The sequence below is a fragment of the Uliginosibacterium gangwonense DSM 18521 genome (assembly GCF_000373965.1).
GTDB classification, from domain to species: domain Bacteria; phylum Pseudomonadota; class Gammaproteobacteria; order Burkholderiales; family Rhodocyclaceae; genus Uliginosibacterium; species Uliginosibacterium gangwonense.
Genome location: NZ_KB892836.1, coordinates 1 through 24,407, shown reverse-complemented (window position 1 = coordinate 24,407; position 24,407 = coordinate 1). Strand labels below are relative to the sequence as shown.

Genomic DNA, 24,407 nt, shown 5'->3' with positions numbered 1-24,407 from the left:
AACTGGTTCTTGCTTACTCAAGACTGCTCTTTGTGATAACCCGGACATCCACCTGGATTGTGGTTGGCAGCGGCTCACCATGCAGCGCCCGGAGCGCTGTCATGATACCTTGATAGCCTTGCTCTGCGGCCTGCTGGTCTATGGTGACCGCCATCTGCCCCGCTTTGACGGCAGCCTTGGCGTCTTCCAATGCATCAAAACCGGCGAGAAGGACCGGCGCATGTTTGCTGTTGCGCAGGTACTCTATTACCCCCATGGCCATCATGTCGTTGGCACAGAAAACCAGCTTGATGTCCGGCTGGGTTTTGAAGATGGTTTTGGCCAGATCGCGGGCTTCATCGATTTTCCAATTGGCACTTTCCTGGGCGACAATCTTGATGTTCTTGTTCTCAGCGAATGCCCGCAATGCGCCGTTTTTGCGCTGCTGGGCGTTGTCGGCAGAGCGTATGCCTTCAAAGATGGCCGCCTGGGCGGGGGACTTGATTTGATCTGCAATGAATTTGGCGGAGAGATAGGCTGCTTTTTCGTTGTCTACGCTTATGAATGGAACATTGGTGAGGCCGATCTTCTTGGCTGCTTCAGCGTCCAGCCTGTTGTCGATATTGACGATCTTGATTCCTGCATCCTGGGCCTTTTTCAATACAGGGACGAGACGCAGGGAGTCTCCTGGGGCGATCACGATGGCATCAACCTTGGCGCGAATCATTTCATCTATGATCTGGATTTGCTGCTCAATGGAGGTCTCTTGCGTGGCGGTCTTGACCAGAAGCTCAATGCCGGTTTCCTTTTCGGCCCTGCGTGCGCCCTTTTCCATTTCAATGAAAAATGGATTGGTCAGCGTTTTCATCACCAGGGCTACATTCGGTTTCTTGACCTGCTCAGGGGCTTTTGCAGGGGTGCTATTGCCTGTATGGGTAATGCCGGAAACGGATTGCTGATCATTTCCGCAGGCGCCCAGCAACAGCAGGGCAGCGAGCAATAGCACATGACGAACGTAGTGCATGGTGACCTCCTTGAGAGATGTTGGGCGCCAAGATCCAATATGGGCTCATCTTATCGATTACGTCTGGGCGAACCAATGCTTGAGGCCTTGTGCCCTTTGGGAAGCCTGTTTGCTGCCTGCACATGGGCCTTGGGACCCAGGTAACGGAATGAGTCGAAGACTTGGCGTGCCAAGTGCGCCCTCCGCTCGGGAGGGATTGTTTCAAAGCTTGCAGACCAAAGGGAAGGAGGGCGGATTGTGGTGGGGCGCTGACTCTGTAGACTATCTGGATTCCGCCTGGCGGAAGCGTTGCAGAAATCTCGCAACCGGGCCATCGAAGAGCCATTCATAGAGCACGGGAACCAGTCCGAGCGTAACCAGCGTTCCCAGGCTCAAACCCCCGATGATGCTGACTGCCATGCCAGACCAGAGCGGCCCGCCAAATAGCAGAAGTGGAATCAGGCCTGTGATGCAGGTGAGCTTGGTCATCACAATAGGGCGCAGGCGTTTGACGGCAGCATTGATCACGGCCTGTCGGCAGCCGAAGCCTTCACGTAGCTCAGCCTCGATGCGTTCGAGCAGCAGCACGGCGTTGTTGACGATGATCCCCGCTAGCGAGAGCAGGCCAAAGATTACCAAAAAGCCCAAAGGTTCCCCGGAAATCTTCATGGATACCGCTACGCCAATCAATCCGAATGGAATAATCGAAATGATCAGGGCCAATTTGCGGAACGAATTAAACTGCCAGATGAATAGTAACAGCATGGCTATCAGGGCATGGGGCAGGTATTGGCCAAGCGCTTCATTGGCCTCGGCAGATTCCTCGATTTCCGCCCCCAGCTCAATCTTGTAGCCAGCGGGGAGTTTGAGTGAGGCGATGAAGGGGGTCATTTGATCCACCACCTGTTGCGAGGTGTAGAGCGTGTTACGGCCTTGCACAGTGAGTGTGCGGATCAGGTTGCGGCGACGGATTACCGAGGGTTCGGATGCCACGCTCACCTCTGCTACAGCGGAAAGTGGCACAGGTACTCCGCCAGCCGAAGGGTGGATCAGGCTGCTGGCAATGTCTTCCGGGCGCTTACGCTCGGTATCGCTGCCGCGCACCATGATCGGGATAAGGGTGTCGCCATCGCGTAATACGGATGCGGCAATCCCGCTGAACCGCCCTTGCAGCGAATAGGCTACGTCTTCGCTGGTCACGCCTAGGCGGCGTGCCTTGCGTTGATCAATGAGCACATCGATACGCGGTACCCGGTTGTCCCAATCGTCATACACGTCGATGCTGTTGGGTATTGATTGCAGAGCCGCGCGGATGCGCCCGCCCAGGTCGCGCAATACAGCCTCATCCGGCCCCGAAATCCGGTATGCAACTGTGCCGGAATCGTTGGCGCCCATCGAGAAGCGCTTGGGCTCACCCCGTACTTCCGGGTGCTGAGTCTCCAGATAATTGCGGGTGCGTTCAATGACCTTATCCAGATCCCTCTTGTCGACCACACTCACGGTGAAATAGGCCACATGGGCTGCGGGCAGCGGGGGATTCAAACCCAGGATGATCCGGGGGCCACCATCGGCGACATAGCCGATGCTGCGCGTCACCTCTGGGTTGGATTTCTTGTCGTCCAGCCAGCGGCTGATAGACTGCACCGTATCCAAGGTGACTCGTGAGTCGGTGCCCGGTGCTAGTTGCAGGGTAATCTGGAATTGTGTGCGATCAGATTTTGGCAAAAAGCTCTCTGGTACTGTGGCGAGCACAGCAACGGCGGTGCTGAGCAAAAGCACCATGCTGCCAGCAAAGATTGCTTTGTGATTGAGTGCCCAGCCAATGATCTTGCGGTATGCTCCGTAGAACTTGGAGTTGTAAGATTGCGCGCCATGGTTTCCATGTTGTTTGGGTAGCTTGAGGAAAAAATAGCATAGCAGGGGTGTTACGGTCAGGCACAGCAGCCAGGAGCCTAGCAGGGTGAGGCCCAATACAATCACCAATGGGCGCAGATATTCATTGGTTGGTGTGTTGCCAAAGAAGAAGGGGGAGAAGGCAAAGATGATGACCAGCGATGAAGTCAGCAAGGGGATGGCCAGTGTCTGCCCTGCCTGGATGCATGCTTCATAACGGTCTTCTCCTGCCACGAGGCGGCGTTCAATGTCCTCGGCAATCACAATGCCGTTGTCCACCAGCAGGCCCAGGGCGATGATGATGGCGGCCATGGAGACCATATGCAACTCAATTCCCAAAGAGCGCATGGCAATCAGCGTGCCTAGAATCGTCAATGGGACGATGCTGCCGACTATGACGCCAGCCCGCCAACCCAGGAAAAGCACTACAACCGTGATGACGATGGCGATGGTTTCGAGCATCACCCTGTTCATATTGCCGATTTCGTGTGCCACCACGTCGGCCTGAAACGTGACGTAATCACAGCTGAAACCAGCTGGCAATTGGGGCTGAAGCTCTGCCATGCGGGCTTTGAGCGCTTCACCAAAAATGCGGATGTTCTGGCCCTCTTTCATCGATACGGCCATGACCACGGCGGGGGTACCCTTATATATCGCGGCAGACTCGGGTGGATCGGGGGGGATCACCTTTACCTGGGCTATGTCACCCAGGCGCACAATGTCGCTTGTTGCCCCGGCCCGCCCTGGTATGCTGATGACGAACTGCTTGAGTGCTGTGGCGGATTCGATTTCACCCGAGACCTGCACCGCGCCATTTACATCGCCGAGTGTGACTTGACCACCAGAGAGCACTACGTTTTGCTGTTGTAATTGTTGCAATACGCCAGCAGCATTCAAACCCAGCCCAGCCAGTCGTGCTCGGTCAAAATCGATGTAGATGCGCTCATCCTGCAATCCGAAGAAACTGATGTTCTGTACCCCTGGCAGGCGTTGCAACTGATCACGTAGGCGCTTGAGCGGCTCACGCATCTCGCTTATGGAAAAGCCTGGTGCGGTTACCGCAATAGACGCGACGGCCACGCGGCCAAAATCATCGTTGATGACAGGGGTAAGTGTGCCTTCTGGAAAACGCTGAGCGGCCTCCCCAACTTTGGCCCGCATCCGCTGCCAGATGGGGGTGAGTTGCGTGTAGCGATCATGCAGGGTGATTTGCTGCATCAACAACCCGGCACGAATGGTTGATTGTATATTTTTGATCTCGGGTAGCTCCCGTAGCTGCTCCTCAAGCGGGCGGGCTACCAACTGTTCCATGCGCTCGACCGGCATGCCGGGATTTTGCACAATGATCAGGGCATCCCGTACCGTTACCGAGGGTTCTTCCTGCGAGGGGAAGTTCAGAAAGGTAAAAATACCCGCAATCGATACCAGGATGGCCGCAAACAAAGTGAGGCGACTGGCTCCCAATGCAGACCGGGTAAGATTCATGGCTGAGTTCCTTCCAGGCGGGTCAATGGGGTAAAGCGGGTGGCGGCCTGCCCATCGCTCAGGAAAGGTGTACCAGCCACGACGATCCATTCACCCGGTTTGATGCCTCCTAACACCGGCAGACGGCCATTCTGTGCCAAAGCTGTATCGATGCGGATACGGCGTAGGGATACACGTTGCCGCGCTGTATCCAGGATGAATACATCGCCTTCTCCCTTTTGCTGCCCCGGCAGTAGCGCTGAGGCAGGAATGGAGATGCTGTATTGCGTGGAGCCGGGCAATGCGACTGAAACGGTAGTGCCGGTGCGCAGTTCAGTGTTATGGCCTTCGATGCGGAAAGTAGCCTGAACCTGTGAGCCGTTGTCGGCGCGTCCCGAAAGCTTTTCCAGGCGTATGGGAAGGTTCTTGCTGACTTGCCCGGGCAGGGTCAGGCTGGCTACTTGGCCGGTGGATAGGCGGGAGGTGACGATGTCGGGGAGTGAAACCACTACCTCCAGCACGGCGGCATCTTCAATCTGGAAGATAGCCTGCCCAGGGGCTATATCTGCATAGGGCTGGGCAGTGCGCGCGACGATCTGTCCGTCAAAAGGTGCTTTGATCTGGCTGAGGACTAGATCACGGCGGGCCAGGGTGAGTGCGGCCTCTGCTGCCTGGAGTTGGCTGATGGCCGCTTGGTATTGTGCCTGCACGCTTTCCAGCGCTGCGGGCGATACCACCTGATCACGTTCCAGCTGCTGGGTGCGGTGCAGTTGCGCTTCACGTTCGGTCGCGGCAGCGACAGCCGCCTTGCGGTCCGATTCCGCTTTGCTCAGACGTTCTTGCGCCGGGATGGCATCCAGGCGTGCAAGGATTTGTCCGGCGCTTACCTTGTCGCCCACGTCGACCATGATGGCGGCAATCTTGCCCCCCGATTCAAATCCCAACTCGGCACGCTGACGGGCACGGACAGTACCGATGAAGGATTCGCTCGTCTGGCTGTTGCTCGTACCGATTTGCTCTACCTTGACCGGGCGGGGCTGTTCGATGATTTTTCCAGTTTCCTGTGTGCAGGCGCACAGACCTGCGATAGCAATACTGGCGAGCAAGACCCGGGGGCTGGGTATATGAATCATGGTGGCCTCTGTTTTTGGATTTGCTGGGGATCAGATTTTTGTGTGTTGGGTGACGGTATTGATCAGGTGCTGACGCATGGCCTCCCGCTCTTCTGTGCTGAATTGCTTGAGGTTGAGCAGTTCCAGAAAAATGATTCCATCCAGCGCGCAGGACACCATCAGGGCCAGACCCATGTGCTGGGGGTCGCGTGTCAGTTCCTGGGTTTGCCGTTCATACATGTCCTGTACCGGGCCAAGCTGGTTGGGGTAGCTGGAGACGGCTGCCAGCAGATTGGTCATCAGTGCTTTCTCTTCACGGCTCATGTCAAATACATCGTTGATCATAGCGATCAGCAAGATGTCAAGGCTGGAGCCTTGGGCCTTGGCTTTCTCCTGATAGCGGGTTTCCATCTGCTGAATGATTTTTTCAACCAGGGCATGCAGCAGTGCTTCTTTTGTTTTGAAGTGGTAGATCAATCCTCCCTTGGTCACTCCAGTGCGAGCGGCGACCCCTTCAAGGGTGAGTTCGGCAACACCTTGTTCGCTGACAATGGCTTCTGCTGCATCAAGCAGGGCTTCCCGGTGGCTGCTGCGGGGGAGGGGCGTGTTGGACATGGTGGATACCTTCTAGCTTTAACTGTACTTTACGTATAGTAAAGTGTACTATGAGTACAGTCAACCTGATATCGAGATCCCTATGGATAAATATGCATTCCCCTCAATAGCGTTGGAGCGCTGGTTGCTCCCTGTGAGTGTTTCCTTCTTGCTGGCAGGCTGTGTGAGTGCGGTACATGCGCCTACTCCAACGGTTGATGTGCCTGCACGCTGGCAGGCTGATATCAGTCAGCGTCCACAAACTGCGGTATCTGATGCGTGGTGGCGAGACCTGGGGAGCGAGGAACTCAATACATTGGTCGCGCAGGCTTTGCGTGCCAACCGGGATTTGCAGATGGCCTCCGCCAGGGTGGCGCAGGCTCGTGCCTTGGCCGGCGTGGTCGAGAGTGACCGGATGCCTCAGGTATCCGCCGTAGCAGGGGCTTCCAGAGGGCGGCAGACGATACTTGATCCGAAGACGACTGTTGTTCGTGCCGGGGTACAGGCAAGCTGGGAGGCGGATGTGTTCGGCCAGAAAGGCTTGGCGAGCCGTGCTGCTGAGTTGGACGCAGAGGGTGTCGAGTTGGCTCGCCAAGGGGCGGAAACCATTGTGGCTGCCGAGGTGGCGACTGCTTACCTGGACGCCGCCATTTTGACCAAGCGGGAGGAGTTGGGGCGTCAGCGGCTCGAAGTGCTGACCCTGGCTGTGGATACCGCACAAAAACAATTTGTGGCCGGGCGCATGACGCGGGTGGATATCAACCGGCAAGAGGCTGCGCAGCGTGCCTATGCGGCAGAGCTGGAGCAGGTGCGTAGCGCGCGCCAGCAACGTCTGCTGCAATTGGCCGTGTTGTTGGGGGCAAGCCCTGGAAGCGTGCAGCCGACTTTTGCAGAGGTTGATTCTCTTCGTATGGAGGCTCCCGCGCCCTGGCAACCCGGTGAATTGCTGGAACGCAGGCCGGATGTGCGACGCCAAGCCAAGGAGGTTGACGCCGCCGCAGCCAGGCTGGGCATGGCCAAGCTGGACCTCTACCCGAAATTTGTATTCAGTTGGGCCAATGTCCGGGAGCGTGCCAAGGTAGATGGGCAAGACGCAGCAACGCATTTTGCACTGGGCTATGGAGTGTCCCTATCGCTACCAATTCTCGATGGTGGGCGGATTCGCGCCAATATCAAGGTGAATGAAGCCCGTTTGCAGGAAGCCATGGCGGCTTATGAAAAAGCCATGCTGGAGGCTTTGGCGAATGTTGAAACAGTGCTGGTGCAGCAAGATGCTGCGGCTACCAGCCAGAAGGAACTCGAACAGGCGGTTGTGGCGGGTGAAACGGCCGTGGCGAGCAGCCAGAAACTCTTTAATGCCGGATTGGCGGATCGGAACAATGTGCTTGAGAGCCAACAGACGCTGCTACAGGCACGAGATGCCTTGCTGCAGGCGAAGGGGGCAAACTGGATTGCCGGGGTGGATGTTTACCGGGCTTTTGCAGGCCGGGCCAATTTGTAGTAGGGAGGGGCATGCAAGGGGGATGGAGCCTTGTTAAACTAGGAGCTTGCTTTCTACGCCCTGATTCTGACAATGGCCAAACATGCTTCCCGTGGCAATCAGCCACGCCTTGATCCGCTTGCTGACTCCATGTCTCAAGCCCTGGATGCGCATCAGCGGGGGCAGCTTGATAAAGCGGAAAGGCTATATGCCTATGTCTTGAATAAAAATTTCCGCCATGTAGAGGCCTTGCACTTTTCGGGTGTGCTGTGTTTGCAACGGGGTCATACTGTAAAGGGGGTGGAGGCCATTCAAGCTGCTGTGGCGATTGAGCCAACGGCTGCCATGCGTTCCAACTTGGCCAATGGCCTGATCCGGTTGGGGCGCTATGCAGAGGCACTGGTGCAACTGGATCTGTCGATTGCCGGGGATGGAAACAACCCCGCTGCCCACACCAATCGTGGTATTGCATTGGTAGGTTTGAATCGGCATCAGGAAGCCATGGATGCGCATCGCACGGCCTTGAAACTACAGGCCAATTTTGTGGAGGCTCTCAATAATCTGGGAAATAGCCAAAGGGCATTGGGGCTTCACGAGGATGCGCTGAGCAGCTATGCCCGTGCCTTGGCGCTACAGCCCGGCTATGCGGAGGCACTCAATAACCGAGGCCTTGCCCTTAATGCGCTGGGGCGTTTTGATGATGCGATTGCCAGCTTCGATGCCGCATTGGCACGTCGCCCAAAGTATCATGAGGCATGGAACAACAAGGGCAATGCCCTGCGGCAGAAAGGGGACTTTGTGGCCGCTCATGCCTGTTATGACAATGCCTTGGCGTTGAGCCCCAACGATGTTGACACCCTGTACAACAAGGCACATACCTATGGTGCCGAAAACTGCCTGGATGATGCATTGCAAACCTATCAGGCCGTGCTGGTGCGCGCCTCTGAGCATGTGGATGCACATTGGAACACCACCTTGATTCATCTGCTTAAGGCTGATTTTGAAAAGGCGTGGGCGGACTACCATTGGCGCTGGAAAACTGCGCTGGCCGAATCGCTCAGGCATGCAGACAAGCCTGCCTGGACAGGGGATGAAGACCTGCAAGGAAGATCAATCCTTGTGTGGGCGGAGCAGGGTCTGGGCGACACCTTGCAGTTTTGTCGACATGCCATCGCACTACATGAGCGCGGGGCGCAGGTGTGGCTTGAAGTGCAGGCGCCCCTGGTGGATCTGCTCCGTAGTTTGTCACCACACATTTCGGTAGTGGCCCGGGGGGAGGTGGTGCCTGTGACCGATTATCAGTGCTCGGTGATGGATTTGCCGGGGGCTTTGGGCATTACTGCCGCAAATATCCCGGCCACCATACCTTATCTGGCCGCCGATCTAACTCGAAAAGAATATTGGGCCGAGCGTCTGGCTGATGTTCGCCCCAAGATCGGCCTGGTGTGCTCGGGGAATCCAAAGTTGCTCAATGATCACCATCGCTCAATCCCTTTGCAGATGTTTGCGCCACTTGTGCAGCATGCCCCCTGTTGTTTATTGCAGAAGGAATGTCGCCAAGCCGACGTCGCATGGCTGGCAGCGAATCCTGAACTACTGGATCTGCGCGTTGAATTGAGGGATTTTCAGGATACTGCAGCAATCATCGCCTCGCTGGAATTGGTGATCAGCGTTGACACCTCGGTCGCCCATCTTGCGGGTGCATTGGGGCGCCCTGTGTGGTTGTTGCTGCCTTTTGCGCCGGACTGGCGTTGGCAACTTGTACGCGATGATAGCCCCTGGTATCCAGGCATGCGCCTGTATCGGCAACCACGGCATGGTGATTGGGGCTGCGTGTTGCAGCAGGTGGTGAGTGATTTGCAGGCTCTGCAAGGAAGCTGAAGTATTGAAGTCTCCTTGCCTGTGCAAGAGGCGGTGGTTTGCTGTGCCCTGGAAGTTTGATTGAATTCCGGAGACATATTTTGCGCTGATGCGCGCATCTGCTCATGGTTGGGGGCTGGCCAATTAATTAGTAAATGAGTATTATTCTCATTACCGTTTAATTGCGCCATCGTCTTTGTCACTGTCCCAGCGGGGTGACAGGGGCCAATAACAATTCCCTAGCTGAGCTTTTTTGATGAATATTTCTCCCAAACCTGTTTTTCGCCTTCGGCCAGTGATGTTGGCCCTGTTGTGTACGCCTTATCTGGCCCATGCGGCCGATGTCCTTCAGGATTCCGAGCAAGCAAGTCAAGTGCTGGAGGCCGTGACTGTGACCGGCGCCAGGGTGCAGGGCATGCGCCCCAACATGGTGGAAGCAGGCAGCTTTCGTGGGGCAAACATCATGGAGGTGCCCTCAACAGTGAACGTGGTAACGCGTGAGGCCCTGGATTTGCAGGCCGCAGGCGGCCTCTACGATGCAGTACGTAACACCGCTGGGGTGACGCGTCAGCAAAATGGTGGCGACACGTGGGACCAGTTGGTGATTCGTGGGATGACGGTGGAGAACCGGACCAACTATCGGCTCAATGGATCGCTATCGATCATGAATTTCTCCCAGGTGCCGATGGAAGACAAGGAGCGTGTGGAGGTGCTCAAAGGGGCTTCGGCGCTCTACTATGGTTTTACCTCACCCGCTGGCGTGGTCAATTTTGTCACCAAGCGGGCAGGCGCGGTGCCCGTAACACGGATGGGGCTCTCTCTGGACAATACCGGCACCGCCGTACTCAGCACCGATATGGCACGTCGCTTTGGTGCTGAAAAGCAGTATGGCCTGCGCGTCAATGCGGCAGGTGGTGCGTTGGGCTCTTATCTGGATGGCGTGGATAACGGTAGCCGTAAATTTGGTTCGGCGGCGTTCGATTGGCGTGCCAGCAGTCGTTTGTTGATCAAGGCAGACCTTGAATATGATCGCCGCAAGACCACCGAACAGGTTGGTGTGGCACTGCCTACAGCTGTCAATGGGGTGATCACGCTACCGCATACCGTTGACCCGAAAAAGATGGTCGGGCCGGACATCTCCCGATTCGAGACTGAAACCAGCAACGCGCTGCTGCGTGCAGATTACTCACTCAGTGATGATTGGGCGCTTACCTTGGAGACGGGGCATTCACAAACCGAGCGGGATCGTCGGTTGGCCATTTTCCGTTTCAATAGTGCTGCTACCGCGGCAAGTGGGGAAGGGCGGATTCAGGGCAATATCCAGAATCAATTGACGAAATCTGATCTATTTAAGGGGGAAGTCTTCGGTGCCTTCAATACCTACGATCTGCGCCACGAACTGACCTTGGGGCTGAGTCAGACAGATAAGTCGCAAGACCCGATCTATCAGTCAAACTACACGATTACTTCGCAAAATCTCTACGCTCCACGACCGATTACCACCATTACCTATGGTGCTATGCCCACCAACCCGACTACGGCGGAGTTGAACACGACGGATATTGGTTTGTATGCCACCGACCGGATTACCCTGTCGCAGAACTGGTTGCTGATTACCGGAGTGCGGCATTCGATGTATCACAGTGATCAGGCCGACAACCATTATGACGTCAGCAAGACGACCCCCATGCTCTCTGTCGTCTACAAGCTGGCGCCCACCATGTCGTTCTACGCTTCCTACGCACAGGGCTTGGAAGAAGGGGATACCGCACCGACTGGCACCGTCAATCAGGGCGAGCGTATGGCGCCCGGCGTGAGCAAACAGCATGAGTTGGGTATGCGCTGGATCAGTGCTGGCGGCACATTGGTTTCTGCTGCGTTCTTTAATATCAAGCGCCCAGGTGCTTATACCAACGACAGCAATGTGTACGTGGCGGACGGTGAGCAACAGTATCGCGGGCTGGAGCTATCTACGCAGGGGCAACTTAGCCCCTCCTTGTCTTGGCAGACCTCCGCGCAGTGGTTGGATCCTCGCTTCCGTCATACCACGGCGGCCTACAACGGCAAGTTGCCGGAGAATGCAGCCAAGCGCACGGCCAGTGCATTCCTTTCTTATGAGCTGCCCTGGGTCGCAGGGCTGTCGCTGAATGGTGGTGCTTACTATACAGGGCGCCGTCCGGTGAATGATCTCAATCAGGCGTGGCTGCCGGGGGTGACGCTGTTCAGCGCAGGCTCGCGTTACGTCACCTCTCTGTATGGTAAACGCACGACTTGGCAACTCAACGTGGAAAACCTGACCGACAAACACTACTGGGCAGGGGCAGGAACACGTTTGGCCGCTGGGGCACCACGCACGATCAAGCTCGGTTTCACGATGGATCTGTGAGGTCTGGGCATGACAACAGCCAAATCCAAACCGCGTTGGCCAACGCTACGCGAGATTGTTTTCCAGTTGCATTGGTTCGTGGGCATCTTTGCGGGCAGTGTACTCTTGCTGATTGGTTTGAGTGGCGCCTTGCTTGCGTTTCGTGAGGAACTGCTCAATGTGTTCAACCCCGGCGTGTTCAAGGTTGCCGTGCGGGAAGAGGAAGCACTTTCCCCTCAAGCCGTGCTTACCCGCTTGAGGGAGCAGACGGGTGAAGACGTTGTCATGTTGACGCTCTCTGCCACACCAGGGGATAGTGTCCGTGCACAACTGGCTCCCAAGGCGGGAGAGCGAAAGGGGGCAATTGTCTATGCAGACCCTTATACGGCCCAGGTGTTGTCAGAGCCTCGTGGGACCGCCTTCTTTGAATGGGTGGAGCGCCTACATCGCTGGCTGCTTTTGCCGCGTGATGCCGGGCGGATAGTGGCAGGTGGGCTTGCCTTGCTGCTGTTGGGCTTGATCGTGACGGGGGTGTATTTGCGCTGGCCACGTAAGGCCATGAGTCCGCGTAGCTGGCTGATGATCAATCCACGTTTGAAGAGGCGCCCCTTCATCTGGGCCTTGCATGCCGTGGTGGGAACCTGGGTGCTGCCGGTCTGGCGGGGATTAGCGGCGACAGGGATATATTGGTCATTCGATAGTGTGCGCTCCACGGTTGATGGATGGGCCGGTGCGCAGCGTGCTGCTGACACGAAAAAGGGTAAAAAGGTGCAGACTGGCACCAGCCCTGGTGTCTTGCCAGATATTTCCCTGGCATGGCATTCGTTCAATACCCATGCGCAAGCATGGACACTGGCGAGCGTGCGGTTGCCAAAGGAGGACGCTCCAACTTTGGATATCTCTTGGCTGGCCGCCGATGCGGTGCATGAACGTGCGCGTAATCGCATGCGGATCGATCTGCAAGAGGGTCATGTGAGCCAGGATGAACGCTTCAATGATCAAAGCGCAGGCAAGCGTGCATTGGCGGCGATCTATCCTCTGCATATGGGGAGCTATTTTGGGCTGGTCGGGCGCATTGTTGTTACCTTGTCGGCCTTGGCTTTACCCTTGTTGACGATAACCGGCTATTTGCTTTACTTGCAGCGGCGGCGTATGCGGCGCCGGGCAGAGGCGCAAGCTGCCGGATTGAAGGGGGCGGCTATCGATCAAGATGCAGATAGCATTCTGGTTGCCTACGCCAGCCAATCCGGCAAAGCTCAGGGGCTGGCTTTGCAGACTGCCCGTGCACTGGAACAGGCTGGGCAGCGTGTGATGGTGGCTTCGCTGGCTGGGTATTCTCTGACCGAGTTGGCAAGGTATCAGCAAGCCTTGTTTGTGGCTAGCACGTATGGGGAGGGTGGGCCACCAGACGCGGTGCGAGGTTTTGCGCAGGCATTGTCGTCTGCCGAAGTATCGTTAAAGCACTTGAAATATGCGCTGCTTGCGCTGGGAAATCGTCAGTATTGCAATTTCTGTGGCTTTGGGCGTGCCCTGGATGACGCTTTGCAGTATCACGGTGCCCTGGCTGTGGCGCCTATGATTGAGATTTGCGACAGCGAATCCGCACCCTTGCAATACTGGTTTTCAAGCCTAAAGCGCTTTGGTGCCGATGTTTCAACGCCTGAGATAGCGGCTGGGTATGCCTATGACGAATGGGAGGTGGTCGGGCATCAGCTTCTCAACCCCGGTAGCCAAGGCTCCGCTTTGTATGAAATCGCACTGCAACCGACGCAAACAAATGTAGTGCCTGCCTGGCAGGCGGGTTCGCTTGTCGAGGTGATGCCGCGTCAAGCTGATGCTGATGTAGCAGCGTGGCTTGTGAGTCAAAAGCTCAATGCTCAGGCCATGGTTCAGTACAAAGGGCGTTCGAGGTACCTTGTTGACGCTTTGTCGGAAAGTCAATTTCCAGATGCGGTGCAGGCGTTTGTTGATGAGCAGGCTTGTGCCCATGCGCTCAATCCGCTGGCAGCGCGGCGCTACTCGGTGGCTTCGATTCCGCAGGATGGCAGTTTGCAGTTGATTGTACGCGAGCACATTCATGCAAAAGGAATTGGGCTGGCCTCGGGTTATCTTACGCAACGCTGCGGGCTTGGTAGCCGCATTGCCATCAGGCTGATTGAAAACCCTGCTTTCGCACTAGCCAAGAGCGATGTGCCGTGCATCTTTATTGGCAATGGCTCCGGCCTTGCAGGATTGCGTAGCCTGTTGCGCGAACGGGTGCGGTGCAAGCAACACCGCAATTGGCTGATATTTGGTGAGCGCAATCATCAGTACGATACGCTTTGCGCACAGGAGTTTGAGGCTTTATGTCGTGCTGGCAGCCTGACTCTGGATCGGATCTTTTCCCGTGATGGAAATGGCCCTGCCTATGTGCAGGATCGTCTGCGCGAGGCATCTACGGAAGTATGCCAATGGGTGGCGCAGGGGGCTGTGATCTATGTGTGCGGAAGCCTGCAAGGCATGGCGCGTGGTGTGGATGAGGTGTTGGCCGAGATTCTGACTCGCCAAATACTGGATGAATTGACAGCGCAAGGGCGCTATCGTCGGGATGTCTATTAAGGAAGCTCTGAAAAAATGGGGATGCTCATGCAGAGCATTCCCCATCTGGTATGTTGCTACCGGGATATTGCTTAGATTGCAGCGTCTTTGAGCTTCTTCAGTGCGCGGATCTTCACGCGAACGGTAGCGGGCTTGGCTGCGAATTCTTGCATTTCGCCGGTGAAGGGGTTCTTGCCGACGCGCTTTTTCTTTGCGGCAACCTTTTGGGTGCTGATCTTCAGCAGGCCGGGCAGGGTGAATTCGCCAACGCCTTTTTTGTTGGCAGCGCCCAGGATTGTTTGTTCCAGGGTGGCCATCACGGTCTTGACTGCCTTGCTGTCCAGACCCGTTTGTTCTACCAGGTAAGCGATCAGAGAGGGCTTGGTGAAGGTCGCCTTCACTGCCTTGGGAGCAACAGCAGCAGCGGCTGCCTTAGGTGCAGCTGCTTTGGCTGCAGCCTTTGGCGCAGCTTTAGCGGCTGCTTTGGGCGCTACCTTCGGTGCCGCTTTCGGAGCGACTGCCTTTGTGGTTTTCTTGCTTGCTGCTGCCTTGGATGTAGTTGCCATGGTCGTGGTGTGCTTTCAAAAAAGTAAAAAGGTACTGGATCATACCGGGGCTTTTGCCAACTGCAAAGACAGTATGAGTAACAGATTACAGAAAATGAACTTTAGTGCATGCCTCAAGCGACGAATGGACGTGCAGGTGAAACGTCCAAAGCAGCCCTGCAGCACAAAATCCCCATATGTCTATGCGTTAACCTGAGCGCTGCGCCAATTCTGACCTTATAGCCAAGCGATTGCAAGATAGCAGGTGACTGGAATGCGCAAAATCAGCAGCAAGACCTGGAAGCAGGTGCGAAGGAGCATGCAAACAAGCATGTTTTGGGATTACAGGCGATGAATCCTCTGGTTTTTACGTGTTTTCACAATTTGCCCCGTATCAATTTCTGATCGTGCCCGACGAGATTGATCGGAGGGGTGATCTGGAAATCCTCTACGGACAAAGCCATTGTTGTAGTCTCTGGTATTGTGAAGGGCGCTCGTCGCTACTTCATTCAATGAGCTGCTGAACGGTTGTTGGTGAACAATGTTTGGATGATGAATCAGGGTCATTTGCTTGCGTCGGGATGACGCAATAGGTGGGCTCCAGATGGGTGCTGGTATGGGCGTTATGAAGGGCTTGGCTGATGCGTTCTTCGATTTCATCAAGTAGGTTGTGGGCGCGTTCTACCGTCCAATCGCCGGGCACCATGATGGCGACGCTGACAAAACGCTCTGCCCCGGCCCTGCGGGTGCGTAGGTCCCGGTAGATGACATCCTGTTTGGAGTAGTCGGCCAGAATGCTTTGCACATGGGCGATTTCGTCCGGCGCCAGTGCGCGATCCATGAGGCCGTCTACCGATGCGCGCATCAGGCGCCAGCCTTCAGTGAGAATATGGATTGCAACCATAATGGCGATGACTGCATCCAGCCAGATCCATCCCGTCAGCATGACAGCCAGCAAGGCGCCGATGACGCCAACAGATGTCCATACGTCTGTCATTAAGTGGGCGGCGTCGGCTTCCAGTGCGACAGAGTGGAGGCGTTGACCGGCTTTGTACAACACACGGGAAACAACGTAGTTCAGAATGGTACTGGCAATGGAGAACCACAAACCTATTCCAATCGATTGCAGGGGCTGGGGGGCGAACAGGCGGGGAAGTGCTGCATATAGGATGGAGGCTGCGGCAATGAAGATCAGGGTGCCTTCAAAACCACTGGAAAAATACTCGGCCTTGCTGTGGCCGAAGGGGTGATCCTCGTCAGCCGGGGAGCTGGCGATATGCAGCATGAAAAGCGCGAAAAGCGCCCCGGCAAGATTGACGAAGGACTCCATGGCGTCAGACAGCAGGCCAACAGAACCAGACAACCACCATGCGATGAATTTGAGCACGATGGTGGCGATGGAAGCCGCAACCGAAAGCCAGATGAAGGTGATGGCGCTTCGGGCTGGGTGGGTGGATGTCTCTTGGGTTGCTTGCATGTTCAGGATCTCCCCAAACGTCTCAGAACCTGCCTGCGATTTTACTGCAAGGGTGTCAGTGCTTGGCCGGTAGTAGGTGTTTTCAATGCGTGTAGGTGGCAGTGTGTTGCAAGGCCGCGATAGCAGCCCTGTAGCCTCTCTAGATGCAGATTCTGCCCAAGTATTCACGGCAATGCCGTTGCGCATGCACTCTTGTACTATAGATGCTTGCCAGGTGGCGTGCAGACGGAGAACATTCAGCCGCCGCGAATCTTGCGTTCCCGCTCTGCCTTGAGGATATAGCGTTGCACCATGTTTGCCATTTGTACAGGCAGATTGAGGAACTGGCAGCCCACGCGGATGGTTTCCACGCCACTGGGGCTCGTCATGCGAAAAACATTGCGCACGCGTAGCGTAGTGGTGATGACGCCCTGGTCTGGCAGTAAGAGCCTGCACTGCGGAAAAGTCATGTCGGGCTGGAAGACTGCCCCCAGAGGGGGCGCAACAACAGCAATACCTCCCCCCGAGATGTCGACAACGCGGACTTCGATCATGCTGCCGCCTGTGCTGGAGGCGGGGATCTGGCAGACCATGGCAGAAGATGTCGGTGCTGCCAGACGATAGTATTCGCGGCGTTGCAGGCGCAGTAATACCTCTGGTATCGATGCCTGGAGTGCCGGGAAGCGGTCGAATTCGGTCAGTTCCGGTTTTTCCAGTGAGAACTGGATTTTGACTTTGTCCAATTGGGTAACGCAGACCAGTTCTTTGTGGGCGATGGCTTGGGCGATCTGCCCTTCATCTTTGCCCAGATCCAGAAATAGTTTGCGTTCGTCTGCGCTGATGCCAACCACGCCGGTCATCAGAAAATCTCCCTGGTCGGCGTAATACGCAGTGATCATGCTGCGCTTGGCGGCCAGTTGGCGAAGAATAAAGACGATTTCCCGCTTTTCATGTAGCAGGTATTGGCTGAAGTCGTCCGACTGCAGAAGTTCAAAGCGAGATTCGGCGGTGTGTGCGGTATTCATACCCTGACAAAATCCGTGCGATAAAGTGTGGTCGAACCAACGGGATGAATTCAACCAGTTGTCTTGGCACGCGAGACTATATCATCAGGAAGTATAGGCGGGGGTTGATCGTGAGCGGTGTTTCCCTGTTCGAGCTGATAAATCCAGGCAAGTAATTCAGCAATGGCGATATAGAGTTGGGGAGGAATATGGCTATCCAGGTCCACCTGCATCAGGAGTGAGACCAATTCGCGCGATTCATGCACGAACACCCCAGCCGCTTTTGCACGCTCTATGATCTCTTCTGCAATCAGCCCTTGGCCTTTGGCAACCACACGCGGGGCCATCTCGCCTGTGCGATAGGCAAGGGCGACAGCGCTGGCACGGCGGTTTTCTTCAGGCGCTGCCATGGGCGCTTACCGAAAGGGTGTTGATGTTCAGGCCTGCTGTTTTCATGGCATCCAGCAGGTTTTGGGCGGCCAAGCGCATGCGTTGCGCACTCTCTTCACTGGAGGTGTCCAGACGGATGCTCAAACCCAGGGGGCTGAGAACCAGTTGGGCATCTACATCCCCCAGGTTTGGCAGGTGCATGCGCAGGTTGCTGCGCCATCCGTACTCGTCCTCTGTGGTGGAGGCGGTTCCGTTCTGATCAGGATCAACCAGATCCCATTCCACGTTCATGCCTGGCCAGGGCTGGAATTGCCACTGCATCTGGTGCGTGGCCATGGTTTCCAGTTGCTGGTAGAGCAGGGGCATCAGGGGTTCTGGAATGCGCTGCTGGTGAGTTGCGGACAGGGACGATTGAGCGTAGATGTTGGCCTGCTGCCCCTGTGAGATCGGTTGGTTGTGTGCGTTGACCTGTGGCCCTGCCTGGTGAAGTGTGCCGGTTTGTGATGTGCCCGGATTGGCTGCGTCATGGCTTTCAGTCTTGCCTATTTCTGTTGTACCCGGACGTAGATTATGGGTGGGGTCTTCGGCAATTGCTTCAGGGGTTTGTTCTGTTTCGGCAAGCGTGGTGGTTTCAGGCGTGCCCGCAAACAGAGCCTGCATAAGCCGACCATCTTCGGTTTGTATTGCTGCAGGGATAATGCTGGCGATAGAGGCTTGCTCGGCTGCGCTAGGCAGGTTTGCCTGCCCCATTGTGGCCGGTGCCGTCTCGGCGGCCAGCATCTGCATCAAGGGGAGTTTGCCCGGCATGAATTGCGCTTGCGGTTCGCGCAAAAGCGTAGCAAGCGATGTGCGGCCCTCAGCCCAGTCTTTGAGGTGTGACTCGTAAAACACACCGCTGCTCGTGAGCGCCTGTTGTAGCTTGCCTGAAAGCTGCTGGGGGTCACTGGATGAGGCGGGCATGAGCGCTTGCCCCTGGGCCAGAGTCACGGCGCGTTGTTCGCCAAAGCGCCCTGTGAGGAGTTGGCTGATCAGGCGCCCGGTCTGGCTAAGGGTGGATTGAGCGGTTTCTTCCGCTGTGCTCAAGCCGTTGGCCAGCTTTGCGGTGAGGGTTTCTTCCTGCTGCCCGGTAACAATCAGCTCCAGCACATCTCCGCTTTTTACGGAATGGGGCAGGGCCAATGTGATTGTTTTGCCTGCTACCAGGGCTTGGTAGCTGCCATCTGGCAAAGGGTTCTGGATTTGTGCAGAAAACTGTTGCCCTGTCATCAATTCCGGCAGGTTGGCCGGTAATTTGTGGATGACGGACAGAGGCTGAACAGTGGTTTCGTTCAACTGCCGGAGTCGGCTGGCGAGATCTCCTGGAATCATGGTCTATGCCCCAATCGTTTGAAGGAGGCAAGGCTCAGTTAGAGACCTACGCCATATGCTTTTTGAACCGCTTTTTGCCGAGCATTGCCAGCCAACAAGACTCTGACATTTTCCATCCAGGGCTCTGCGTGTGAGCGGATTTCCCGGTCATCATCAAGCAGTTGCTTGATCAAGGCAAGCTTACGCGTTCTGGCTGTCTCGTCACGTACCGGCGGCACTGCTTTGGGCTGGGCCATCAACTGATCGCGCAGCCTGGCTACCTGGGTTTCCAGTTCGCACAGGCGATCCCAGTCGTTGGCACGTGCAGCGTCAACCATGTGGATGGAGATCTGGCGCATATTTTCATAAAGCATGAGTTGAGCATCCATGATCAAGCCTCCAGTTTACCCGTTGGGTAAGTCTTGTCTGTATTCGTGCTAGCAATGCCTGCCCAAGCTTCACGCAAGTCCCGCAAGAGTCCGGCTACCTCGATCAGCGGGGCGGGCGTATTGTTGGCATTGGCATGCACCAGGCGCGAACACATATAGTCATATAGCGTAGCAAGGCGCCCAGGGAGTTCGCCTCCAACGTTGCCATCCAGGCTGGCCTTCAGGCCAAAGGTGATGATTTCAACGGCCTTGCCGATGTGTTTGACCTTGGTGGCCACATCGCGGTTTTCCAGCGCAATGGCTGCAGAATTGATTGAGAGCAGTGCGCCATCAAACAGCATGAGGATAAGCTGATGAGGGTCTGCGCTTGCAATGTGAGTCTCAACGCCAACCTTGGAATAAGCTGCAGCGGAAGTAGGGGCAAACATGAATGATTCCTATGCGTTAGGCGTATGAAGTCAACAGCGACTTGAACTGGGTGGTCAGGTAAGAACTGGTGCTGTTCATACTCGCCACCATGCTGTCCATGGCCGTGAATTGCTTGCGATACCTGGTTTCGATCGTGTCCATACGGTTCTGCAGGTTTTCGATCTGCTTATCCATACTGGTGATGGTCTTCTGGATACCGTCTGTTCTGGTGGCAAGCAGGCCATCCGTGCCCAGATATGCCGTGATCTTTTCGGAAACCTGTGATGCGATACCGTTTGATGACGTTGTCTTGGTAAACAGATTTGCCACGCCGGATGGTGAGCTTGCCAGTGCAGCCTGGAATTTTGTGCTGTTCAGGCTCATTGTTCCAGACGAGTCGATGCTGATCCCAACGTCTGCCAAACGGGTGATGCTGCCACTACCGACTGATGAAGTGGCAAGTGAGCGCAGCTGGTTCTGTATTGTGCGAACCGTTGAGTCTGCGGCCAAAGGACCATCGCTGGAAGTGGAGCTTGTTGAGGTTGATGAGGTCAGTTTGGTGCTTGAAGTCGTTTTTGTTTGCGACTTCATCAGGCTCATCATTGAGTTGTAGCCGTCGACGAAGGCTTGCACTTTTTTCTGGATGGCCGCTGTATCACTGGCAACCGTCAATGTGGTGGCTGTCGTGGTCGTACCTGTCAGCGTAAGCGTCACGCCGTCAATGGCGGTGCTTACAACATTGGAAGCGCTGGTGATGTTGATGCCATCAAGAGAGAATTTCGCATCCGTGGCCTGTTGCACAGAGGTGAGTTGATTACCGGTGGCTGTACTGGCAGGCGAATATGTGAGGCCATCAATGCCGCTGACAGAGAATGCATTCGTCGTCCCTGTGTCTTTTGAGGTCAGCATCAGGTGATAGGCGTTTGATGAGCCACCGTCATTCACAATGGTTGCGGTCACGCCCGCACTGGAGGCGTTGATCGCATCTCGCAGACCCGAGAGCGTGTTGGTACCCTTGGCAGCACTGATTTCGATATTGACGGCTTTACTGCTGTCTGGGGTGAAAGTGGTTCCATCGCTCGACAAAGTGCCAAGGTTGAGCGCCAATGTGCCACTGGTAATTGTTGCCGTTTGCGAGGCGTACCCGGCAGATCTTACCTTCTGGGCGGCAGCAAGGTTGGTAACGGATAGGCTGTAGCTGCCAGCTCTTGCACTTTCGCTGGTGGTCGCGGTGGCTGCCGCAGTATTGGCGAGCGTTGCGGTATAGGAAGCCAGCTTTGTAGCGGTGCCAATTGCATCCGCCGTGGTTTGAAAACTCGACAGCGAACTCTTGAGTACGCCATAGGCTGAGAGTTTCGACTGGTAGCTGGTCTCGCGCTTTTGCAGGGTGGTGATGGGCTGGCTTTCAATCGCCATCAGTTTGGTGACGAGCGATTCGATATCAATCCCGGAACCCAGTCCTGCTGATGTGATGGAACCCGTTGATGCCATGATCTGCCTCGCAATCTGTTACCGGAATGCCATGAAACGGCATTCACACCTTCTGTTTGACAAGTAAACCAGTGGATTGATCCGATGTCCTGGATTTGTCCAGATTCATGGCTTTATCTACAGTCATGGATTTGTCCAATGCCTTGGCAATGGCCAGGATTTCCTCGCTGGGAATCTGCCGGATCACTTCCTTGGTTGTCGGGTCCACCACTTTGACCACGGTCTTGCCAGTGTCCTCGTCAATGGAGAACTGCAAATTCCGTGCCGGTAGCGGCAAAGCCTGCTTAACTTCCTTCATCGCCTGGTCGACTTGCTCACGACTTGGCTGTGCAGAAGCTTGGCTAGTCGCGCTGGTGGTCTCAGTGCTTTGATTGGCGATGAGAGACTTGTCGTCGACTTTGGCCTTTACAGACTCAGAGCGTTCTACAGGTTTTGCTGTGGCGTTGGGATTTGCCGAGAGCGTGGAAGAGTAGCTGGCAATAGGTTGCATAGCCATGATTCAACCTCCGTTTTCAGAAGAGATACACGGCAGCAAGACAAAACGAACACCTACATCGCTTGACAGCGTACTGGTCGACAGGTTGTGATCGACAGAACAATTACCTGTGCCAGGAGATGCTTCGAGGCGCAACAAGCCAATTGTCGCTGAGTTTGCCATTACCTTGTTCCATCTTCTTTGCGCGTTTCTCTTTGGCGGCTGTGGGGTTGGCTATAACACGCTGTCAATCCCTCAACCACGTCTGGCCTCTCATCCTGAACCGACTGACACCAAGGAATTTAGGCTCTGTACATGGGTTTACGGCAGCAAAGCGAATGTCTAAAGGGTTAGCTGACCTTTGAGGCTTGCAAACGCGAAGTGAAATGGATTGGGTACACAAAAAGAGGGGGCATTTTCATGCCCCTTGGAGGAAATGAGTGGTAATGCAACACATACACACCAGCCCCACCCACACCACAGGGAAGCGGTGTGCCTGGAAACGCCTCCTGAATGCAAGCGCGTGTGAGGCCGATGCAGTGCCTGCCAAAGCAGGTTTTGGGCTATTAGCCTTGTAAGAGTTTCAGAACTTGTTGCGGCAGCGCGTTAGCCTGGGAAAGCATGGCTGTGCCGGCTTGTTGCAGGATTTGGGCGCGTGACAAGTTGGCGGTTTCTTGCGCAAAGTCCGCATCTACAATTCGACCACGGGCGGCAGATTGGTTTTCCACTGCGATCTGCAAGGACGAAATTACCGCCTGGGTTCGGTTCATGGCTGCGCCGAAGGACGCCCGGGTTGTGGTGATCTTGTTGATGGCGCTGTCCAGGTTGGTGATGGCTTTCAACGCGTTGGCACTGGTTGAGCCAGATACGAAGATGCTGCCTGAATTAATCAGAATACCCGCTGCCGATGCTCGAATGTCAAGGGTCTGCACCGAGATCTGGTCGTTGGTGGTCGTCCCCGCGCCAACCTGGAATGTGAAGGTGGTCGCCAGAGAGTTCAGCAAGGCTACGTTGTTGAAGCGTGTTGCCTGAGACAAGCGTGTGATTTCTCTGCCGAGCGCCACGAATTCGGTCTGGATATTGGCACGGTCACCTGAATTCAAGGTACCGTTGGCCGCTTGTACCGCCAATTCACGCATGCGTTGCAAGTTGCCGGAAATCTGCTCGGCGCCACCGTCAGCCACCTGCATCAGGGAGATGGCATCATTGGCGTTACGCATGGCGACGTTGTAGCCGCGTACCTGTGATTGGATGCGCTCGGATATAGCCAGTCCAGCGGCGTCATCTTTGGCGCTGTTGATCCGCAAACCGGATGACAAACGCTGCAACGAGGTCGACAGCGATGTTTGGGTGGCAGAGAGATTCCGCTGCGCGTTCAGCGACGGAACGTTGGTGTTGATAGTCATCGTCATGATTCAAATCCTCCACAAAAGCGGAAAACTACGATTGCCGCCGGCATCGTTTAGTTGACCACTGCGTGTCTTGCATCGCGATGACCTGAACCCGACCGGCTTGCTGCATCCTATGCAAAGGGTGGGCCAGTTTTCGTAGATCCTTATGTGGTGGGGCTTTCCGCCAGTTTTTTGGGTTCTTTCTCCTTTCTTGGCAGGGGGCTCTCCTGCGCCAACAGAATAAAAAACTGCCGGGTGGACGGGGGGGGCCCCTTCCACCCGGCAGTTGTTGCCGGTTAAAAACTGCCGGTTGCTTACTTGAGCAGGTTCAATACTTGCTGCGGCAGTGCGTTGGCTTGAGAGAGCATGGCCGTGCCAGCTTGTTGCAGGATTTGCGCACGCGACAGGTTGGCGGTTTCAGAGGCGAAGTCCGCATCCACGATCCGNCCACGCGCAGCAGATTGGTTTTCCACCGCGATCTGCAAGGAGGAGATTACCGCCGTCGTCCGGTTCATGGCNGCACCGAAGTCGGCACGCGCCTTGGAGATGGCCTTGATGGCCGAATCCAGGTTGGTGATGGCCTTCAGTGCGTTGGCAGCGGTCGAACCCGTNACGCTGATGGAGCCGGAGTTGACCGCAATCTTGGTGGCCGAGGCACGCAGGTCAATTGTGGTGACCGTGATCTGGTCGTTTGTGGTGGTGTTGGCGCCAACCTGGAAGGTGAAGGTCGTTGCGCCTGAATTGACCAGGGCGATATTGTTGAACTTGGTGGCTTCAGACAGACGGGTGATTTCCTTGCCCAGCGCAGAAAATTCGGTCTGGACATTGGCGCGGTCCGAAGAGTTCAAGGTGCCGTTGGAGGCTTGCACTGCCAACTCACGCATGCGTTGCAGGTTGTTGGAGATCTGTTCGGCACCGCCGTCAGCCACCTGCATTAGGGATACTGCGTCGTTGGCGTTACGGATTGCGACGTTGAACCCCTTGACCTGGGCATTGATGCGTTCCGAGATGGCCAGACCGGCGGCATCATCCTTGGCGCTGTTGATGCGCAAGCCTGAGGACAGGCGTTGCAGCGAAGTCGCCAGNCTGGACTGAGAGTTGACGAGGTTACGTTGAGCATTCAGAGATGCCACGTTGGTGTTGATGGTCATTGCCATTTTAAAACTCCTTTGCGTTTCCCACTT

Annotated in this window: 20 protein-coding genes; 5 read left to right on the top strand and 15 right to left on the bottom strand. The window is 55.8% G+C overall.

From position 1 onward, the window contains the following. Nucleotides 1-13: 13 nt before the first annotated feature. From B145_RS0105675 to B145_RS24540, 4 genes are all read right to left on the bottom strand, one after another. The gene (locus tag B145_RS0105675) at nucleotides 14-1,003 is read right to left on the bottom strand and encodes a sugar ABC transporter substrate-binding protein (protein WP_018605795.1); all 990 of its coding nucleotides are present in this window, start codon (nucleotides 1,001-1,003) and stop codon (nucleotides 14-16) included. Nucleotides 1,004-1,264: 261 nt separating this feature from the next. Beyond that, nucleotides 1,265-4,360, bottom strand: a complete 3,096-nt coding sequence (locus tag B145_RS0105670) for an efflux RND transporter permease subunit (RefSeq protein WP_018605794.1) — start codon at nucleotides 4,358-4,360, stop codon at nucleotides 1,265-1,267. Further along, nucleotides 4,357-5,472, bottom strand: a complete 1,116-nt coding sequence (locus B145_RS0105665; RefSeq protein WP_018605791.1) for an efflux RND transporter periplasmic adaptor subunit — start codon at nucleotides 5,470-5,472, stop codon at nucleotides 4,357-4,359. Before B145_RS0105665 ends, B145_RS0105670 begins: the two co-directional genes overlap by 4 nt. Before the next feature lie 30 nt (nucleotides 5,473-5,502). Continuing rightward, a complete protein-coding gene (locus B145_RS24540) occupies nucleotides 5,503-6,066 on the bottom strand; it encodes a TetR/AcrR family transcriptional regulator (protein WP_018605789.1) in 564 nt (187 codons plus the stop codon). 82 nt (nucleotides 6,067-6,148) lie between these two features. Between B145_RS24540 and B145_RS0105655 the strand changes: the two genes are divergently transcribed. The 4 genes from B145_RS0105655 (at nucleotide 6,149) to B145_RS0105640 (ending at nucleotide 14,348) form a co-directional block, all read left to right on the top strand. Further along, nucleotides 6,149-7,546 (top strand): efflux transporter outer membrane subunit, encoded by a 1,398-nt coding sequence (locus B145_RS0105655; protein WP_018605788.1) that lies wholly within the window; start codon nucleotides 6,149-6,151, stop codon nucleotides 7,544-7,546. A gap of 72 nt (nucleotides 7,547-7,618) precedes the next feature. Then, nucleotides 7,619-9,406 (top strand): tetratricopeptide repeat protein, encoded by a 1,788-nt coding sequence (locus B145_RS24535; RefSeq protein WP_018605787.1) that lies wholly within the window; start codon nucleotides 7,619-7,621, stop codon nucleotides 9,404-9,406. Nucleotides 9,407-9,641: 235 nt separating this feature from the next. Beyond that, complete coding sequence (locus tag B145_RS0105645) at nucleotides 9,642-11,771, top strand: TonB-dependent siderophore receptor (protein ID WP_033406408.1); 2,130 nt, start codon at nucleotides 9,642-9,644, stop codon at nucleotides 11,769-11,771. Between the two features lie 9 nt (nucleotides 11,772-11,780). Then, nucleotides 11,781-14,348 carry a PepSY domain-containing protein gene (locus B145_RS0105640; RefSeq protein ID WP_018605785.1) on the top strand — a complete coding sequence of 856 codons (2,568 nt, stop codon included), beginning with the start codon at nucleotides 11,781-11,783 and terminating at the stop codon, nucleotides 14,346-14,348. 71 nt (nucleotides 14,349-14,419) lie between these two features. Here the strand turns inward: B145_RS0105640 and B145_RS0105635 are convergent, their stop codons facing one another. Continuing rightward, entirely contained in the window at nucleotides 14,420-14,728 is a 309-nt protein-coding gene (locus B145_RS0105635; RefSeq protein WP_245541827.1) for an HU family DNA-binding protein, read from the bottom strand. Between B145_RS0105635 and B145_RS29240 the strand changes: the two genes are divergently transcribed. Further along, nucleotides 14,712-15,089, top strand: a complete 378-nt coding sequence (locus B145_RS29240) for a hypothetical protein (RefSeq protein ID WP_245541826.1) — start codon at nucleotides 14,712-14,714, stop codon at nucleotides 15,087-15,089. The genes B145_RS0105635 and B145_RS29240 overlap by 17 nt on opposite strands. 288 nt (nucleotides 15,090-15,377) lie before the next feature. Here the strand turns inward: B145_RS29240 and B145_RS24530 are convergent, their stop codons facing one another. The 10 genes from B145_RS24530 to B145_RS0105585 all read right to left on the bottom strand — a co-directional run bounded on the left by B145_RS24530 (nucleotide 15,378) and on the right by B145_RS0105585 (nucleotide 24,380). Then, nucleotides 15,378-16,349: a cation diffusion facilitator family transporter gene (locus B145_RS24530; protein WP_157288290.1), complete on the bottom strand. Its 972-nt coding sequence runs from the start codon at nucleotides 16,347-16,349 to the stop codon at nucleotides 15,378-15,380. Nucleotides 16,350-16,585: 236 nt separating this feature from the next. Further along, the gene (locus B145_RS0105625) at nucleotides 16,586-17,353 is read right to left on the bottom strand and encodes a flagellar brake protein (RefSeq protein ID WP_018605782.1); all 768 of its coding nucleotides are present in this window, start codon (nucleotides 17,351-17,353) and stop codon (nucleotides 16,586-16,588) included. Nucleotides 17,354-17,403: 50 nt separating this feature from the next. Continuing rightward, complete coding sequence (locus B145_RS0105620) at nucleotides 17,404-17,742, bottom strand: EscU/YscU/HrcU family type III secretion system export apparatus switch protein (protein WP_018605781.1); 339 nt, start codon at nucleotides 17,740-17,742, stop codon at nucleotides 17,404-17,406. Continuing rightward, a complete protein-coding gene (gene fliK, locus B145_RS27255; RefSeq protein WP_083917632.1) occupies nucleotides 17,729-19,090 on the bottom strand; it encodes a flagellar hook-length control protein FliK in 1,362 nt (453 codons plus the stop codon). Before fliK ends, B145_RS0105620 begins: the two co-directional genes overlap by 14 nt. 38 nt (nucleotides 19,091-19,128) lie before the next feature. Further along, nucleotides 19,129-19,458 (bottom strand): flagellar protein FliT, encoded by a 330-nt coding sequence (locus B145_RS0105610; RefSeq protein ID WP_018605779.1) that lies wholly within the window; start codon nucleotides 19,456-19,458, stop codon nucleotides 19,129-19,131. 2 nt (nucleotides 19,459-19,460) lie between these two features. Continuing rightward, nucleotides 19,461-19,886, bottom strand: coding sequence for a flagellar export chaperone FliS (fliS, locus tag B145_RS0105605; protein ID WP_018605778.1), 426 nt, complete (start codon nucleotides 19,884-19,886; stop codon nucleotides 19,461-19,463). A 16-nt stretch (nucleotides 19,887-19,902) separates the two neighbouring features. Beyond that, nucleotides 19,903-21,357, bottom strand: coding sequence for a flagellar filament capping protein FliD (gene fliD / locus B145_RS0105600; RefSeq protein ID WP_018605777.1), 1,455 nt, complete (start codon nucleotides 21,355-21,357; stop codon nucleotides 19,903-19,905). A gap of 43 nt (nucleotides 21,358-21,400) precedes the next feature. Further along, on the bottom strand, nucleotides 21,401-21,853 hold the full coding sequence (locus tag B145_RS28015; RefSeq protein WP_083917630.1) for a flagellar protein FlaG: 453 nt from the start codon (nucleotides 21,851-21,853) through the stop codon (nucleotides 21,401-21,403). 545 nt (nucleotides 21,854-22,398) lie between these two features. Further along, a complete protein-coding gene (locus B145_RS0105590; protein ID WP_018605771.1) occupies nucleotides 22,399-23,244 on the bottom strand; it encodes a flagellin N-terminal helical domain-containing protein in 846 nt (281 codons plus the stop codon). A gap of 293 nt (nucleotides 23,245-23,537) precedes the next feature. Then, complete coding sequence (locus B145_RS0105585) at nucleotides 23,538-24,380, bottom strand: flagellin N-terminal helical domain-containing protein (protein ID WP_026258858.1); 843 nt, start codon at nucleotides 24,378-24,380, stop codon at nucleotides 23,538-23,540. Between the last annotated feature and the right edge of the window lie 27 nt (nucleotides 24,381-24,407).

Coding starts and splice junctions, on each gene's coding strand:
- fliS (WP_018605778.1), bottom strand. CDS start 19,886: ATGTTTGCCCCTACTTCCGCTGCAGCTTATTCCAAGGTTGGCGTTGAG.
- B145_RS24530 (WP_157288290.1), bottom strand. CDS start 16,349: ATGCAAGCAACCCAAGAGACATCCACCCACCCAGCCCGAAGCGCCATC.
- B145_RS0105590 (WP_018605771.1), bottom strand. CDS start 23,244: ATGACGATGACTATCAACACCAACGTTCCGTCGCTGAACGCGCAGCGG.
- B145_RS0105670 (WP_018605794.1), bottom strand. CDS start 4,360: ATGAATCTTACCCGGTCTGCATTGGGAGCCAGTCGCCTCACTTTGTTT.
- B145_RS0105640 (WP_018605785.1), top strand. CDS start 11,781: ATGACAACAGCCAAATCCAAACCGCGTTGGCCAACGCTACGCGAGATT.
- B145_RS0105620 (WP_018605781.1), bottom strand. CDS start 17,742: ATGGCAGCGCCTGAAGAAAACCGCCGTGCCAGCGCTGTCGCCCTTGCC.
- B145_RS0105665 (WP_018605791.1), bottom strand. CDS start 5,472: ATGATTCATATACCCAGCCCCCGGGTCTTGCTCGCCAGTATTGCTATC.
- B145_RS0105610 (WP_018605779.1), bottom strand. CDS start 19,458: ATGGATGCTCAACTCATGCTTTATGAAAATATGCGCCAGATCTCCATC.
- B145_RS0105645 (WP_033406408.1), top strand. CDS start 9,642: ATGAATATTTCTCCCAAACCTGTTTTTCGCCTTCGGCCAGTGATGTTG.
- fliK (WP_083917632.1), bottom strand. CDS start 19,090: ATGATTCCAGGAGATCTCGCCAGCCGACTCCGGCAGTTGAACGAAACC.
- B145_RS0105655 (WP_018605788.1), top strand. CDS start 6,149: ATGGATAAATATGCATTCCCCTCAATAGCGTTGGAGCGCTGGTTGCTC.
- B145_RS24540 (WP_018605789.1), bottom strand. CDS start 6,066: ATGTCCAACACGCCCCTCCCCCGCAGCAGCCACCGGGAAGCCCTGCTT.
- fliD (WP_018605777.1), bottom strand. CDS start 21,357: ATGGCATCAACGGGTTCCATCACATCAGCAGGACTGGGTTCCGGGATT.
- B145_RS28015 (WP_083917630.1), bottom strand. CDS start 21,853: ATGGCTATGCAACCTATTGCCAGCTACTCTTCCACGCTCTCGGCAAAT.
- B145_RS24535 (WP_018605787.1), top strand. CDS start 7,619: ATGGCCAAACATGCTTCCCGTGGCAATCAGCCACGCCTTGATCCGCTT.
- B145_RS0105675 (WP_018605795.1), bottom strand. CDS start 1,003: ATGCACTACGTTCGTCATGTGCTATTGCTCGCTGCCCTGCTGTTGCTG.
- B145_RS0105625 (WP_018605782.1), bottom strand. CDS start 17,353: ATGAATACCGCACACACCGCCGAATCTCGCTTTGAACTTCTGCAGTCG.